14 protein-coding genes are annotated in these 12,516 nt (G+C 57.4%); 4 read left to right on the forward strand and 10 right to left on the reverse strand.

All coding sequences use genetic code 11. The features are described 5' to 3' along the window. Positions 1–18 precede the first annotated feature (18 nt). Positions 19–240 carry a Z-ring formation inhibitor MciZ gene (gene mciZ, locus WMW72_RS06160; protein WP_341414536.1) on the forward strand — a complete coding sequence of 74 codons (222 nt, stop codon included), beginning with the start codon at positions 19–21 and terminating at the stop codon, positions 238–240. On the opposite strand, the gene WMW72_RS06165 is transcribed toward mciZ, so the two are convergent. Further along, positions 204–1,520: a DUF3866 family protein gene (locus tag WMW72_RS06165; RefSeq protein ID WP_341414537.1), complete on the reverse strand. Its 1,317-nt coding sequence runs from the start codon at positions 1,518–1,520 to the stop codon at positions 204–206. The two genes, mciZ and WMW72_RS06165, sit on opposite strands and share 37 nt — an antisense overlap. A 280-nt stretch (positions 1,521–1,800) precedes the next feature. Next, positions 1,801–2,943, reverse strand: a complete 1,143-nt coding sequence (locus tag WMW72_RS06170) for a M20/M25/M40 family metallo-hydrolase (protein ID WP_341414538.1) — start codon at positions 2,941–2,943, stop codon at positions 1,801–1,803. Positions 2,944–3,013: 70 nt separating this feature from the next. On the opposite strand from WMW72_RS06170, the gene prli42 reads away from it, so the two are divergent. Further along, positions 3,014–3,109 carry a stressosome-associated protein Prli42 gene (gene prli42, locus WMW72_RS06175; protein WP_341414539.1) on the forward strand — a complete coding sequence of 32 codons (96 nt, stop codon included), beginning with the start codon at positions 3,014–3,016 and terminating at the stop codon, positions 3,107–3,109. Between the two features lie 106 nt (positions 3,110–3,215). On the opposite strand, the gene WMW72_RS06180 is transcribed toward prli42, so the two are convergent. From WMW72_RS06180 to lpdA, 4 genes are all read right to left on the reverse strand, one after another. Beyond that, positions 3,216–4,595, reverse strand: coding sequence for a dihydrolipoamide acetyltransferase family protein (locus WMW72_RS06180; protein WP_341414540.1), 1,380 nt, complete (start codon positions 4,593–4,595; stop codon positions 3,216–3,218). A gap of 95 nt (positions 4,596–4,690) precedes the next feature. Then, positions 4,691–5,674 carry an alpha-ketoacid dehydrogenase subunit beta gene (locus WMW72_RS06185; protein ID WP_341414541.1) on the reverse strand — a complete coding sequence of 328 codons (984 nt, stop codon included), beginning with the start codon at positions 5,672–5,674 and terminating at the stop codon, positions 4,691–4,693. Then, a complete protein-coding gene (locus tag WMW72_RS06190; protein ID WP_341414542.1) occupies positions 5,674–6,687 on the reverse strand; it encodes a thiamine pyrophosphate-dependent dehydrogenase E1 component subunit alpha in 1,014 nt (337 codons plus the stop codon). The genes WMW72_RS06185 and WMW72_RS06190 overlap by 1 nt, the downstream gene beginning before the upstream one ends. Before the next feature lie 185 nt (positions 6,688–6,872). Next, on the reverse strand, positions 6,873–8,294 hold the full coding sequence (lpdA, locus tag WMW72_RS06195; protein ID WP_341414543.1) for a dihydrolipoyl dehydrogenase: 1,422 nt from the start codon (positions 8,292–8,294) through the stop codon (positions 6,873–6,875). A 164-nt stretch (positions 8,295–8,458) separates the two neighbouring features. Between lpdA and WMW72_RS06200 the strand changes: the two genes are divergently transcribed. Beyond that, positions 8,459–8,728, forward strand: coding sequence for a DUF2627 family protein (locus tag WMW72_RS06200; protein WP_341414544.1), 270 nt, complete (start codon positions 8,459–8,461; stop codon positions 8,726–8,728). A 104-nt stretch (positions 8,729–8,832) separates the two neighbouring features. Here WMW72_RS06200 and WMW72_RS06205 read toward each other — a convergent pair whose 3' ends face one another. The 4 genes from WMW72_RS06205 to WMW72_RS06220 are packed head-to-tail and all read right to left on the reverse strand — an operon-like array spanning position 8,833 to position 11,959. Continuing rightward, positions 8,833–9,759 (reverse strand): hypothetical protein, encoded by a 927-nt coding sequence (locus WMW72_RS06205; protein WP_341414545.1) that lies wholly within the window; start codon positions 9,757–9,759, stop codon positions 8,833–8,835. Next, positions 9,735–10,451 carry a glycosyltransferase family 2 protein gene (locus WMW72_RS06210; RefSeq protein WP_341414546.1) on the reverse strand — a complete coding sequence of 239 codons (717 nt, stop codon included), beginning with the start codon at positions 10,449–10,451 and terminating at the stop codon, positions 9,735–9,737. The genes WMW72_RS06205 and WMW72_RS06210 overlap by 25 nt, the downstream gene beginning before the upstream one ends. A 24-nt stretch (positions 10,452–10,475) precedes the next feature. Beyond that, entirely contained in the window at positions 10,476–11,573 is a 1,098-nt protein-coding gene (gene steA / locus WMW72_RS06215) for a putative cytokinetic ring protein SteA (protein WP_341414547.1), read from the reverse strand. A 29-nt stretch (positions 11,574–11,602) separates the two neighbouring features. Further along, entirely contained in the window at positions 11,603–11,959 is a 357-nt protein-coding gene (locus WMW72_RS06220) for a carboxymuconolactone decarboxylase family protein (RefSeq protein WP_341414548.1), read from the reverse strand. 196 nt (positions 11,960–12,155) lie between these two features. Between WMW72_RS06220 and WMW72_RS06225 the strand changes: the two genes are divergently transcribed. Beyond that, positions 12,156–12,482, forward strand: coding sequence for a hypothetical protein (locus WMW72_RS06225; protein ID WP_341414549.1), 327 nt, complete (start codon positions 12,156–12,158; stop codon positions 12,480–12,482). The last annotated feature ends 34 nt before the right edge of the window (positions 12,483–12,516 follow it).

The raw sequence follows: 12,516 nt of genomic DNA on the forward strand, positions 1-12,516 counted from the left end.
AAAGCCGGGTGACGCCAAATGAAGGTTTATGCAGCCGATCGTCAGTTACGCTTAGTGGGAAAGGGATGGGAAATCCGCCGCTACTTGCAGAAGATGGCAGGGCAGGCTGACTCGCAAACGAGGCTGACTGATTACCTGATGGACCATATGATCAAGCCGACCCGGACACGCAGGCAAAAATCCGTCAAACGCTGGGCCAGGCTTTATTCGTCCCTGGGTCTTGCGCGCCGGGTAAGATAACGGTCAACCACAAGCGAGACCGCCGTACATACAGCCTGGAAGAAAGCAGGCTCCTCATGCAGATCCCGGCCCATCGTCGTGATGGGCTTCCCATATGCGGACAACGCCTGCTCAATATCACCCATATCGGGTGGCTTTAGCCAGCGCACATCATGCCGCAGCCCAAGCCCCGCCTCAGCGGCCTGAGCCTGCAGCATGCAGAGGGCTTCGCTGCCCTCCAGCAGCGGCAGCGGCACGACGGCACGCGCCAGCGCAGCCGGGCCCAGGACAGCAAGCGTGTGCGCGCTGATCCCGCGGTGACGTTCCCGCGCGTCGGCGAAGCCGATCCGCGGCACCAGCACCGGCACGCCGCCCAGCGCATGCACAGCATTGATCAGCTCAGCGGCTTCCATCCCGCTGAAGCCATACACCGTGCCGGTGCCGGCCATGCCCGGACCCATCGCAGCTAGGATCAGCTCGGCGCCCAGCGCATGCCGAGCCGCCAAGAGAGCGGTGTATTTATTCACCGCTTCCAGCTCTCCGCCATAAGCGTGACCGAACGTCACGCTGCCATGAAGCCAGCCAAGCTCGCGCAATCGGGCGACGTGGCGGCTAATGCCGAGCGGCAGGGCTCCTCCGTCGCTCATCACGTAGATCAGCCGCAGAGGCAGAGCTGAGCTCTCGGCTCCCTTATACAAGCCTTCCGCATGGCAGGGGAGTGCTTTTTTTGCATGTTCATCTCCGGCGGCACGGTCTGCTTTCAGTTGATCTTTGCACGTCGCACCTTCTCGAGTCACTCGCGAACGCTCATGCTCGGCACTGCCCACCGTCTGCACATGCTGCAGCCAGGCAGCAGCAACCGGCAGCATGCTGTGCAGCTCCCCGATCAGCACCGGCATGCCTTCCAGCGACCCGGCTTCCCGCAGAGCCTCGTGATGAGGACTATCCGCTTCCTCCGCAGCCAGAACAGCCCGTTGAACCGCCGTATAGCGCAGCTTCATGACATGCCCGGGGCCCGGCATGGACGCCACCCTCATGACTGCGTCAAATTCATCCAGAGCATGGGCGGGCCATACAGCCAGCACGAAGTGATACCCTCCCGTACCGAGACCAAGCCGGACAGCCGTCGTATTCAGCAGCACGCGGTCCTGCAGCATCAGAGGCGGGAGGCTGGACAGATCATGCCAAGCAAGCGCCTGACCCTGCTCTTCACCCTCTGAGAGCTGTACGAGGACCTCCTGCATGCCGCCCGTGCTGCCCGCAAGCTGCACGACGATCCCCCACTGTCTGTGAATTGCCATCGCTAGGCCCCCTCTGCTCCGGCTTTCGTCTTCGTCCAATCTGCTATTCATGACACCCTGCCTTTGATATGTAAGCTCGGTCCTGCTAGCTTTCCGATGCGAAAGCCTCCGTATAGGTGCGTTGCTGCAACTATTTCTCCTGCAGGCCGAAAAACAAAAAAACGCCCCATACCTAAGTATGCGGCGACCCTCCGTCTAACTTCACCCGCATGCCGTCCGCTTCTCTCTAGAGGTATGCGGACGACATCCGGATTATCCCTGGCAGGACTAAAGACTTGTATTAAGCCTCTTGGGCAACCTGCTTGACGATGGCGACGACAGCTTCCGTTGTCTTCACCAGATCGGAGATGGCAATGCGTTCTTTCGTTGTATGAATGTCCAGGTATCCGACGGCCAGGTTAACGGTCGGAATGCCGAAGCCGTTGAACACATTGGCGTCACTGCCCCCGCCGGAATGGAAGGTCCGAGGCGTGCAGCCGACACTCTCCAGCGCCTTCATCGCCAGCTTGACGACCGGCGCCGTTTCATCGTACATATAGGCCGGGTAGATGATTTCGCTTTGGAAATCCAGCTTGGCTCCCATTTCATCCGCCGCGCTTTGGCAAGCCTCGCGCATGCTCTCCACCTGCTCATCCATCCGTTTTTGCGTCAGACTGCGGGCTTCCGCTTCCAGCTTAACCCGTTCGACTACGATGTTCGTAGCACCCTCGACACCGCCCTCGAACCGGCCGATGTTGGCGGTCGTTTCCTTGTCGATACGGCCGAGCTTCATACGCGAGATGGCCTTGCTAGCCACCGTAATCGCGCTCACGCCATCCTCCGGATTGACACCGGCATGTGCCGAGCGGCCCCAGAACGTAATGTTAATTTTGGATTGGGTCGGAGCTGCGACCGCGATATCCCCGATCGTTCCGTTCGAATCAAGCGCGTAGCCGAAGTCTGCATCCAGCTTGGACGCATCCATCGCCCGCGATCCCTTGAGGCCCGATTCCTCGCCCGCCGTGATGGCGAATTGAATCTGTCCATACTCCGTGCCGGTCTCCTGAAGCACCCGGATCGCTTCTAGCATCGCGGCAAGTCCTGCCTTGTCGTCGCTGCCTAGAATAGTCGTCCCGTCGCTTCGGATGTAGCCATCCTCTCCGATCTGAGGCTTGATCCCCTTGCCCGGTGTTACCGTATCCATGTGCGAGGTGAAGAACAGCTTGGGCAGCGGCTTGCCTGATTTGGACGTAGCTGGTAAGGTAAAGAACAGGTTGTTGGAGCCGTGTCCTGTCTTGGCCGCTGAATCATCCTCTTCGACTGTTAAACCGTAGGAGGTGAATTTTTGCTTCAACACCTTGCTAATTTCCTGTTCGTATTTGGTCTCGCTATCGATCTGTACCAGTTCCAAAAATTCAGCGACTAATCGATTTTGCTGGATCATGACTTTCCTCCTATGTACGAATTGAGTTAATATAGTGTTATGAGTATGCCCAGAAAAGGAGCTGAATCACTTGCAGAACAAAGTCATTTTTAAAATCGTCGTTTATGTTACCCTTATCGTCATGGTGTTGTCAACCGTGCTCCTGACCGTCAGCAGTCTTCTGTAAGCCGCCCCCGGGTGGCTTCTTTTTTTGCCGTCAGAATTGGCCGCACCGATCCGCCTCCCTGAAGTGACAGCAAGCGGATCGACTGCAGCTTACCTCTGTTAAACGCTTAGTACAGCTTGGTCTCCTGGTTGAAGCTCTCGAGGTTCTCCTTCACCCGCTGCAGGAAACGGCCGCACACGATACCGTCCAGAATCCGGTGGTCCAGCGACAGGCAGAGATTGACCATCGAGCGGACCGCGATCATATCCTGGATGACGACTGGCCGCTTCACGATCGATTCGAAGGACAGAATAGCCGCCTGCGGATAGTTAATGACCGGATAAGACAGGATCGATCCGAACGAGCCGGTATTGTTCACCGTGAAGGTGCCCCCCTGCATCTCGTCCAGCGTCAGCTTGCCGGTCCGCGCCCGCTTCGTCAAGCCGTCGATTTCCCGCGCAAGTCCCGCAATATTGAGCTGATCGGCCTTCTTGATCACCGGTGTCACGAGGAAATCCTCCGTGCCGACCGCCAGCGAGATGTTAATGTCCCGCTTCACGATAATTTTGTCGGTCGCCCAGACGGAATTCATGATCGGATAATCCTTGATCGCATTCACGACCGCCTTCAGCAGGAACGCTAGATAAGTCAGGTTGATGCCTTCCTCGCGCATGAACTCGCCCTTGAGCTTGTTACGCAGCATAACCAGATTCGTGACGTCTACCTCAATCATCGTCCAGGCATGCGGGATCTCCGATTTACTTTGCTTCATCTTGCTTGCGATGGCGTTGCGGATCGGCGTTACGTCCACGAGATATTCGCCGCGTCCGAACTGCTGGCCCTCAACCTCGATGTTAGGCAGCGGAGGGCTTTCCGATAGATGCAGACCGCTGGAGCGGACCGGCATCTTCGGCGGATTCGGGATAAAGACGCCCTCGTCCGCAGCGGCCTGCGCCACAGCCCGGTTGGTATCCGCCACAGATGCGGACGGCGCTTGCGCCGGCGCGCTAGGTCGCGTCCCGCCGCTTGCCGCGTAAGCCTCCACGTCCTTGCGGGTAATCCGCCCGCCCAGACCGGTGCCCGGCACCTGCTCGAGATCGATGCGGTGCTCGGCGGCCAGCTTCAGCACCGCCGGCGAGTAGCGTCCGCTCATCGCAGCTCCGCCGGTGGCAGCAACCGCTGCAGGCGCCTGCGCATAGCCGCCCGCTCCCTGCTGCAGGCTTGCATCTTGCGGTTCCTGGCCTGCGGCCGTTCCGCGTTCCTGGATGATGCAGATGGCCTCGCCGACTGCTGCCGTCGCTCCATCCGGGACGAGCAGTTCAACCAGTGTCCCTTCTATCGGAGACGGCATTTCTACCGTGATTTTCTCAGTAATAAGCTCGCACAGCACATCGTACTGCTCGATATAATCTCCCGGCTTCTTCAGCCACTTGCCGATGGTCGCCGAGACCAGACTTTCGGCCAAATGCGGAACCTTGACCTCAGTCCCTATCGTTCTGTCACCCATTTGACTTCTCCTCCCAAAGCATCGGCGGCTCAGGCTTTGTTAGGTACAAAGCCAAGCCGCCCTATAAGCGGCCCTCTAGCCGCAATGCTATTGATCTAGAATAAAGCGAGCTTGCGCATCGCTTCCTTGATTTTGTCGGTGTTCAGCAGGTAAAACTTCTCCATAACCGGGTTCATCCCAACCGCTGGCGTATCCGGTCCGCATAGACGCATGATCGGAGCGTCGAGATCGAACAGCATCTCCTCCGCGATCAGAGCGGAAATCTCCCCGCCCACGCCTCCTGTTTTATTGGCTTCATGGACGACAAGCACCTTGCCCGTCTTGGCTGCGGCCTCGAGCACGGCTTCCTTGTCCAGCGGCTGAATCGTCCGCAGATCGAGAATATGCGCGCTGATCCCCTCGGCTGTCAGCTGCTCGGCTGCCTGCAGGGCATACTGTACGGTAATGCCATAGGAGATCACCGTAATATCTGTACCTTCACGCTTCACCTCGGCTTTACCGATCGGTACGATATAATCCTCGTCCGGCACTTCGCCGGTGATGCTGAGGTAACATTTTTTATGTTCAAAGTATAAGACCGGATCTTCATCGCGAATCGCTGCCTTCAGCAGCCCCTTCGCATCATAGGGATTCGAGGGAGCGACAATCTTCAAGCCTGGAATCCCGAAAAACACGCCTTCCGGGCATTGGGAATGATACAAAGCTCCGCCCCCGGTAGCTCCGTACGGTGCCCGGATTACGATCGGACAGTTCCAGTCGTTGTTGGAGCGGTACCGGATCAAGGCAGCCTCGCTGATGATCTGATTGGTTGCCGGGAACATGAAATCTGCATACTGCATCTCAGCTACCGGCCGCATCCCGTACATGGCTGCGCCGATCGCGACACCCGCTATCGCGGATTCCGCCAACGGAGTGTCCATCACCCGCTCCTCGCCGAACTGGTCATACAGTCCCTTGGTCGCATTCAGCACGCCGCCCTTCTTGCCGACATCCTCACCCAGCACGAACACATGCTCATCGCGCTCCATCTCTTCCTTCATTGCCGTCCGAATTGCTTCGAGATACGTAATAACCGCCATTACGCCAGACCTCCCTGATCACCGTATACATGAAGCAGCGTATCCTCGGGTGCAGGATGCGGCGCTTTCTCCGCGTAATCCGTCGCTTCCGTCAATTCCTGCTTGATCTGTGCGGCGAGCTCGGCATCCTGCTCCTCCGACCAGATGCCGTTATCGATGAGGTAGCTGCGGAAGCGGGGAATTCCGTCGAGTCCCCGGTTCTCTTCCACTTCCTCCTTGGTCCGGTACAACAGATCGTTGTCGGACGTCGAGTGCGGAGGCACACGGTACATGACAGCCTCAATCAGCGTAGGACCCTCGCCGCGCAGCGCGCGCTCTCTGGCTTCCTTCACTACGCGGTACACCTCCAGCGCATCCCGTCCATCTACCTTGACGCCGGGGAAGCCATAACCCAGCGCCCGCTCGGCAATACTTCCGGCCGTCTGCTTGGACAACGGAACCGAGATGGCATACTGGTTGTTCTCGCACATGAAAATAACCGGCAGCTTGTGGACGCCCGCAAAGTTGCAGCCCTCATGAAAATCTCCCTGGTTACTGGACCCGTCGCCGAAGGTCACGAACGATACAAAGTCCTTCCGCTTCATCTTCGCACCGAGTGCGAATCCGACAGCATGCGGCACCTGCGTCGTAACCGGGCTGGAGCCCGTCACGATGTTCAGTCGCTTGGCGCCGAAGTGGCCGGGAAGCTGACGGCCGCCGCTGTTCGGGTCCTCAGCCTTGAGGAATACGGACAGCAGCAGCTCGCGCAGCGTCATCCCTACGCTGAGGACGAAGCCGTAGTCGCGGTAGTAGGGAAGGAAATAATCCTTCCCCTTCTCCAGCGCGAAGGCTGCTGCAACTTGTGCCGTCTCCTGGCCGATACCCGAAACGTGAAATGCAATCTTGCCGGACCGCTGCAACAGGAAACAACGCTCGTCGAACATGCGCGCCTTCAGCATGTATGTATACATCTCGATGACTTGTTGATCTGTCAGCCCGAGCTGTTGATGCTTGAGTCTTTGTCCGATGGACATGGGGCAACCGCCTCCTTGATGATGTCGATTGCTCTAATCAGCAGAGCCGAATCTTCTACAGCGTCAAGCACTGTATATAGCAGCTATTCTTATTACCTGGTGCTAATACTTGACGCTATATGTATATTATAATCGGATTCGGTTATGAACACAATTTTTACTTGGGGTCATGCCGCGGATTTTATTTAAAAATTGATCGATTTGCCGTCGACCGCCAGCATCGCTTCCCCCAGAAGCTCCGACAACGTCGGATGCGGGTGGATCGTTTGTCCGACCTCCCATGGAGTGGCTTGCAGGAGCTGAGCCAGAGCCGCTTCGGAGATATAATCGGTCACATGCGCACCGATCATATGCACGCCCAGGATGTCCCCGCTCTCTTCATCGGCGACTACCTTCACGAAGCCGTCCGTTTCCCCCAGCACCTGGGCTTTGCCCAATCCTTGAAAGGACAGCTTGGCCGTCTTCACCTTGCGCCCTTGATCCTTGGCTTGTCCTTCGGTGAAGCCGATGCTTGCAATCTCCGGCCTCGAGTAGACGCACCGCGGTACCTGATGGGCCTCTGTATGATGGGGCGTCTGTCCGCTGCCATGCTCCGCTGCCGCAATCCCTTCATGAGCGGCCGCATGAGCGAGCTGCAAGCCTCCGATGCAGTCGCCGACGGCATAAATATGTGACTCGGCCGTCTGCATGTTCGTATTGACCTTAATGAATCCGGCCTCCACCTTGACATCCGTGGCGTGCAGACCAATGTCCTCGATATTGGCTTGCCGGCCGACGCAGACGAGCGCAACCTGCGCAGTCAGCTCCTCGAGCTCCTCCCGCCGTTTCACCGTAAGCCGGATACTGCCCGATTCCCGTACAACCGAATCCGTCTGAACGGCGGCACCGGTACGGATCGTTACTCCGCGCTTCTTCAGCAGACGCTCCAGTTCACGGGACACTTCCTCGTCCTCGGCAGGCAGCAGACGCTGAGCGAATTCCACGATCGTAACCTGAACGCCGAAATCGTTCAACAAAGAAGCCCACTCGACGCCGATCACCCCGCCGCCGATAATGATGGCCGACTCGGGCAATTGCTCCATCCGGAGCGCTTCGTCGCTGTTCAATACTGTGATGCCATCTGTCTCAAGTCCCGGTAGAGACCGCGGACGCGAGCCTGTCGCAATGATCAGCTTGTCTGGCACAAGACTCAGAATCTCGCCGTCCTCCTGCTCGACCGATACGGTTCCGCTGCGCGGGGAAAAGATAGAGGGACCGATAATTCTGCCCTTGCCGTGGAATACAGTAATTTTATTTTTCTTCATCAAGTATTGTACACCTTGATACAATTGCTCGACGATAGCCTGTTTGCGGGTTGAGACCTTCTTGTAATCGACGCGGACGGAATCCGTCTCGATGCCGAACCGCTCGCTTTCTTTCATCACGGCGAACAGCTCCGCGCTGCGCAGCAAAGCCTTGCTCGGAATACATCCGCGATGTAGACATGTTCCTCCTAGCTTGTCCTGCTCCACAATAGCAACGGTCCTGCCAAGCTGGGAAGCCCGGATAGCGGCTGAATATCCGCCAATTCCGCCCCCCAGTACGATCGTATCAAATGTTTGTGACAACGCGAACCCTCCCTGCTTCTACTTCCTAATTTTGATGATTCCTATATTGTAACCCTATTGACCCGCGGAAATATAGTCCATTTTGTGAAATGGCATGAATTCCTGCCCGGAATATGATAACGTAAGAAGCAAAACTAGCATTCGCCGTTCTGAAGGAGCTGCTCATGAAACCCGTCATACAACGATTCATCGCGATGCTGCTGCTCGTGATTCCCGGCCTGATGGCCACCTACGGGTTCTTGTCCATGAAGGACGCCTGGTTCGCCCAATTCGAGACAGCCGGCGGAAGCATCCTCTGGGGGAAGCTGCTGCTCGGATTCGTCCTATTCGGACTGGGCGTAGCGTTTATCGGGGGCTGGACGTTTTTCCGCGACCGCAAGCGCAATTATGTCGCTCCACGCTTCCGCAAGAAACCCAAAAAAAGGAAGGCCTGAACATCAGGAGCTGCCGTCGAACATGGAATCCAAGACAAAGAGGCGCTCCGGCTGGGAGTGCCTTTTGGGTCTTGCGGTCTGATACCCGCTTGCTGCCACTTTAGTCAAGCCCGTTCTCTCGGGCGTCCGAACTCGTCCAGCCAGTTCAGCAGCCGGTTGCGCTCAATGACCGCCGTCAGCGAGTAACGCAGCGTGTACAGATGAAGCAGCAGCAAGACGAGACAGAAGAGCCCTTGGTACAACGGGGACGCTGCCAGGGTGACGGCGGTCCCTGCCGTGAAGCCGAGCAGGTTGGCTCCGGTATCTCCGAGCATTAGCCGGCGGCGCAGATCGGGGAGCAGCAGTACACCGGCCCCGATGGTGACAGGCCATAGGCCTGCGAGCCATAGCCCGTTCTCCTGAATCCCAGCCCCTCCCTTGGCGGCATAGGCCACGGCAGAAGCGAGGATCAGCAACAGGAACGATTTGCCTGCCCGTCCCGGGCGCACATCCAGCAGGTTGACCGCATTGGTCGCCAGCATGATTAGCAGCGCCTGCATGGGGATCAGCAGTAGCGGCCGGGAGCCGCCTACCGCTTGGGGCAGCAGAAGCAGCAGCGCTCCGCCACCCGCAGCGGCAATCTTGCATAGGCCTGTTGTCAGACTGCGGGAGCGGAGCCATCCGCCGAGATGTGCGGTCAGACCCTTGATATGCCGTTGGCCGATCAAGTCGTCCAGCAGGCCTGCCGCAGCGACAGCTGAGGCCGCCACCACGAAATCCGCAGCCTGACCCAATTCCTGTGCAGAGAGCAGGCTACGCCCGGCTGCATAACCTGCAACCATCAGCCCCCACAGCACCAGGCCCGCTGCCGTCGGAACGGGCTCGCCCTTGTAGTTCACATCGGTCAAGTCATGCTGACGGGCGAAACGGAGGAATACCGGTACAGCCCACAGCTCGGTAAGAGCTCCGGACACGGCGAGTATAGACGTGAACATCCAGATCCCGCCTCCCGCACCGGCGGTCAAGCTCAGCATACCGGCTTTCTCCAGCATTGCCACAGCACACGTCCGACCGACCAGAACTGCCTTCCCCGGTGCAGCCAGCCTGACCAGTTGCGCTTCGTCTCTCTATGCATGAACGGGACCTCCGTTTCCATGACGGAAAAGCCCAGCTTAAGCAGATCGACCAGCATCCCTACCTCGACCCCGAATCCTCCATAATGCCGCTTCAGCGCCTGCAAGGCATCTCTGCGAACTGCCCGTTGTCCGGATAACGGAGACACTGGTTCACAGCCTGTCAGCAGCCGCACCCCTCGGGCTGCCAAGCCCCGAACAAAACCGAAGCCGCCCGATCCCGGCGAGGACGACCATCTTGCAATGACCATATCCGCCTCTCTCCTAAGAACGGGAGCCAGCAGATGCGGGTAATGTTTGGCCGACAGTCCGAGATCGGCATCGAGGAAGAGCAGCGTATCTCCGGCGGCCACTCGCCAGCCGGACTCCAGCGCAGCTCCCTTGCCCATTCTCCGAGAATGCCTGACGACCTTGTCTGCCCAGGAAACAGCCGATTCTGCTGTCTGGTCCCAGGACCCATCATCCACCACGATCACTTCATACGCCAGTGCAGCAAAATCCGGCAGAGCCCTGCTGCGGGACATCTCCTTACGGATCGCCTTCAGGGTAACCGGCAGCCGCTGAGCTTCATTCCAGGCCGGTATAATAATCGAAACCGTGGCTTTTGTCATTTTGCTTTCCCTTCCCTCGCTCGCTTAATGAAAGTAACGAAGCGCCTTCCATACTGCTATGGCCCGTCCTGGCCAGCCTGATTTCCCGGGCCCGGCCGGATGCGGGCCCGAAAGCAGCCTGCTGATTCCTCTGGCGTCTACCAGCCTGCTTCCGACCTTCATCCTGACAAGCCAGGAGCTGCCCATCCCCGGTCTTCCTTTCTCCAGATAATCCTGCATGTGAGAATGCAACCCCACCCCAACGATCGACTCACACCCTCCGTCATAGGCCAGCAGCAGCGCGGCATCTTCACTCGTTCCGCCCGCATACAGCACTTCGGTCTCTGCCGCAACGTCAAGCGCTTGCAGACGGGCAAGCCCTGGCGCCTGGCCGTTGCGATAGCCATGTACGATCAACCGGGCTCCGCAAGCGAGCGCCCTGTCGGATACACTGTCCATGTCTCCGACAATAAGATCGGGCATCCACCCCGTCTCCAGCAAGGCGTCCGCCCCTCCGTCTACACCGATCAGCACAGGACGCTGCCGCTTTATATAGGGCTTCAGCGCCTGCAAGTCATCCCGGTACCCGGGTCCTCTGGCTACAATCACAACAGACCTGCCTGCTAAATTCGTATGGAAAACCAGGCGATCCACCTGGACAGGCTTCAGCCAAATCTCCTTCTCCGAACTTGCATAATCCAGCGTATTCTCTATAAACCGTGAAAGCCTCGTAGCCTCCCCATCGATGGCCAGACGGTTCTTAGCCTGCCAGTTGCCCCGGGTAAATCTTCTGCAGGGCACCCAGCTCGTCCCAAGATCGATGCCCTGCCCCGACACTCTGGCCATCCCTCCCCCGTCCAAGAGCCCGAACGCTTCGGGGACCGTCTCGACAAGCGGTATTCCGGCATCCAGCAATTTCAGCGGCGCGGCCGTCGGGAACTCCCCGGTCATCGTCACTCCGGCATTTACAACTGCCGCCGCTCTGGCTGCAATCAGCCCTTCTACCGCCAGATCATCCAGATTATCATGGGCGATGACGGCGATGGACCCGGCCTTCAGCCGGTGTATCAACCGTTTGGTACTTCGGTCCGCCTGGATTCTTCCCCGAATCCAGATCGGCTGATCGTCGAGAACTGACTTCATAACAAGCACCTGCCTCTTTAAGGGAAAGGCTACTGCATACCTGCGGCAAAAGCATCCAGCGCCTGCTGTACCCGGGTTGCTCCCTGTGACAGGATATGTCCGCTGCCTACAGCTGCCGCGACGGCGGAGGCTTCCAGAATTTCCTGCTTCGTCGCTCCTTGCGCAGACGCCTCCTGGACATGATAATACGTGCACACCTCATTATTGGCATACAGACTGATTCCAAGTGCAATCAGCTGTTTCTGCTTCGCGTCCAGAACCCCCGCCTCCATACAGCTTCCCGTAAATTGATGGTATGCTTCCACCATGGTCGGCATAAGCTCTTTCATGTGGCCGACCCCGAGCTTATAGGCGTCGACCTTCCGGTCCAATTCCGTTGATTGCATAGCAAAACTCCTTCCATTGATGGTTAACGAGATAGGATCCAATCATCGTCCAGCTTTTGTTAAAATACCCAGGCCTGTGGACGCGTATGCAAGTAAATAAAATTAAAATTTCAAGTAAGCACTTACAAAATTCTACAACTTTCACGTAAATTTGTATGGTATAATAGGTTCTATTCCAGTGCAAGGAGTAGATTCAATGCAAAAAATATGTCAAAAAATTGTTCGTGTTCAGAACGGTCTGATTACGGAAATTTATGATGGCTTGATCTACAGGGAATTCCAGGACAATGAACGAGCTATGAAAGAACTACTCATGGATGATGTCGGTCTGGATTTCGATGGAATGCTGCAAACCTATGAAAAATTAATTTACGACATGGCCTGCGCAAGCGTTGAGTTCAGATCCTATATAAGCAACAGACTTCCAGAAGGGTGGATCGAGTGGGCTCATGCCTCATACCGGGAAGATGAAGAAACCGCAGAGGCGGAAGCCGCAGCGGCAGGCATCAAGCTCCGAAATTAACCCCCTTCTTCCTACAAGAAAATAACCTAGCGAC

Origin of the sequence: Paenibacillus filicis (assembly GCF_038070315.1) — a bacterium.
GTDB classification, from domain to species: domain Bacteria; phylum Bacillota; class Bacilli; order Paenibacillales; family NBRC-103111; genus Paenibacillus_G; species Paenibacillus_G filicis.

Bases quoted from the DNA above. Each gene is read 5' to 3' on its own strand.
- WMW72_RS06220 (WP_341414548.1), bottom strand. From the start codon at position 11,959: ATGCAATCAACGGAATTGGACCGGAAGGTCGACGCCTATAAGCTCGGG.
- WMW72_RS06200 (WP_341414544.1), top strand. From the start codon at position 8,459: ATGAAACCCGTCATACAACGATTCATCGCGATGCTGCTGCTCGTGATT.
- WMW72_RS06210 (WP_341414546.1), bottom strand. From the start codon at position 10,451: ATGACAAAAGCCACGGTTTCGATTATTATACCGGCCTGGAATGAAGCT.
- mciZ (WP_341414536.1), top strand. From the start codon at position 19: ATGAAGGTTTATGCAGCCGATCGTCAGTTACGCTTAGTGGGAAAGGGA.
- WMW72_RS06170 (WP_341414538.1), bottom strand. From the start codon at position 2,943: ATGATCCAGCAAAATCGATTAGTCGCTGAATTTTTGGAACTGGTACAG.
- WMW72_RS06185 (WP_341414541.1), bottom strand. From the start codon at position 5,674: ATGGCGGTTATTACGTATCTCGAAGCAATTCGGACGGCAATGAAGGAA.
- WMW72_RS06165 (WP_341414537.1), bottom strand. From the start codon at position 1,520: ATGGCAATTCACAGACAGTGGGGGATCGTCGTGCAGCTTGCGGGCAGC.
- WMW72_RS06205 (WP_341414545.1), bottom strand. From the start codon at position 9,759: ATGCTGGAGAAAGCCGGTATGCTGAGCTTGACCGCCGGTGCGGGAGGC.
- steA (WP_341414547.1), bottom strand. From the start codon at position 11,573: ATGAAGTCAGTTCTCGACGATCAGCCGATCTGGATTCGGGGAAGAATC.
- WMW72_RS06180 (WP_341414540.1), bottom strand. From the start codon at position 4,595: ATGGGTGACAGAACGATAGGGACTGAGGTCAAGGTTCCGCATTTGGCC.
- WMW72_RS06190 (WP_341414542.1), bottom strand. From the start codon at position 6,687: ATGTCCATCGGACAAAGACTCAAGCATCAACAGCTCGGGCTGACAGAT.
- WMW72_RS06225 (WP_341414549.1), top strand. From the start codon at position 12,156: ATGCAAAAAATATGTCAAAAAATTGTTCGTGTTCAGAACGGTCTGATT.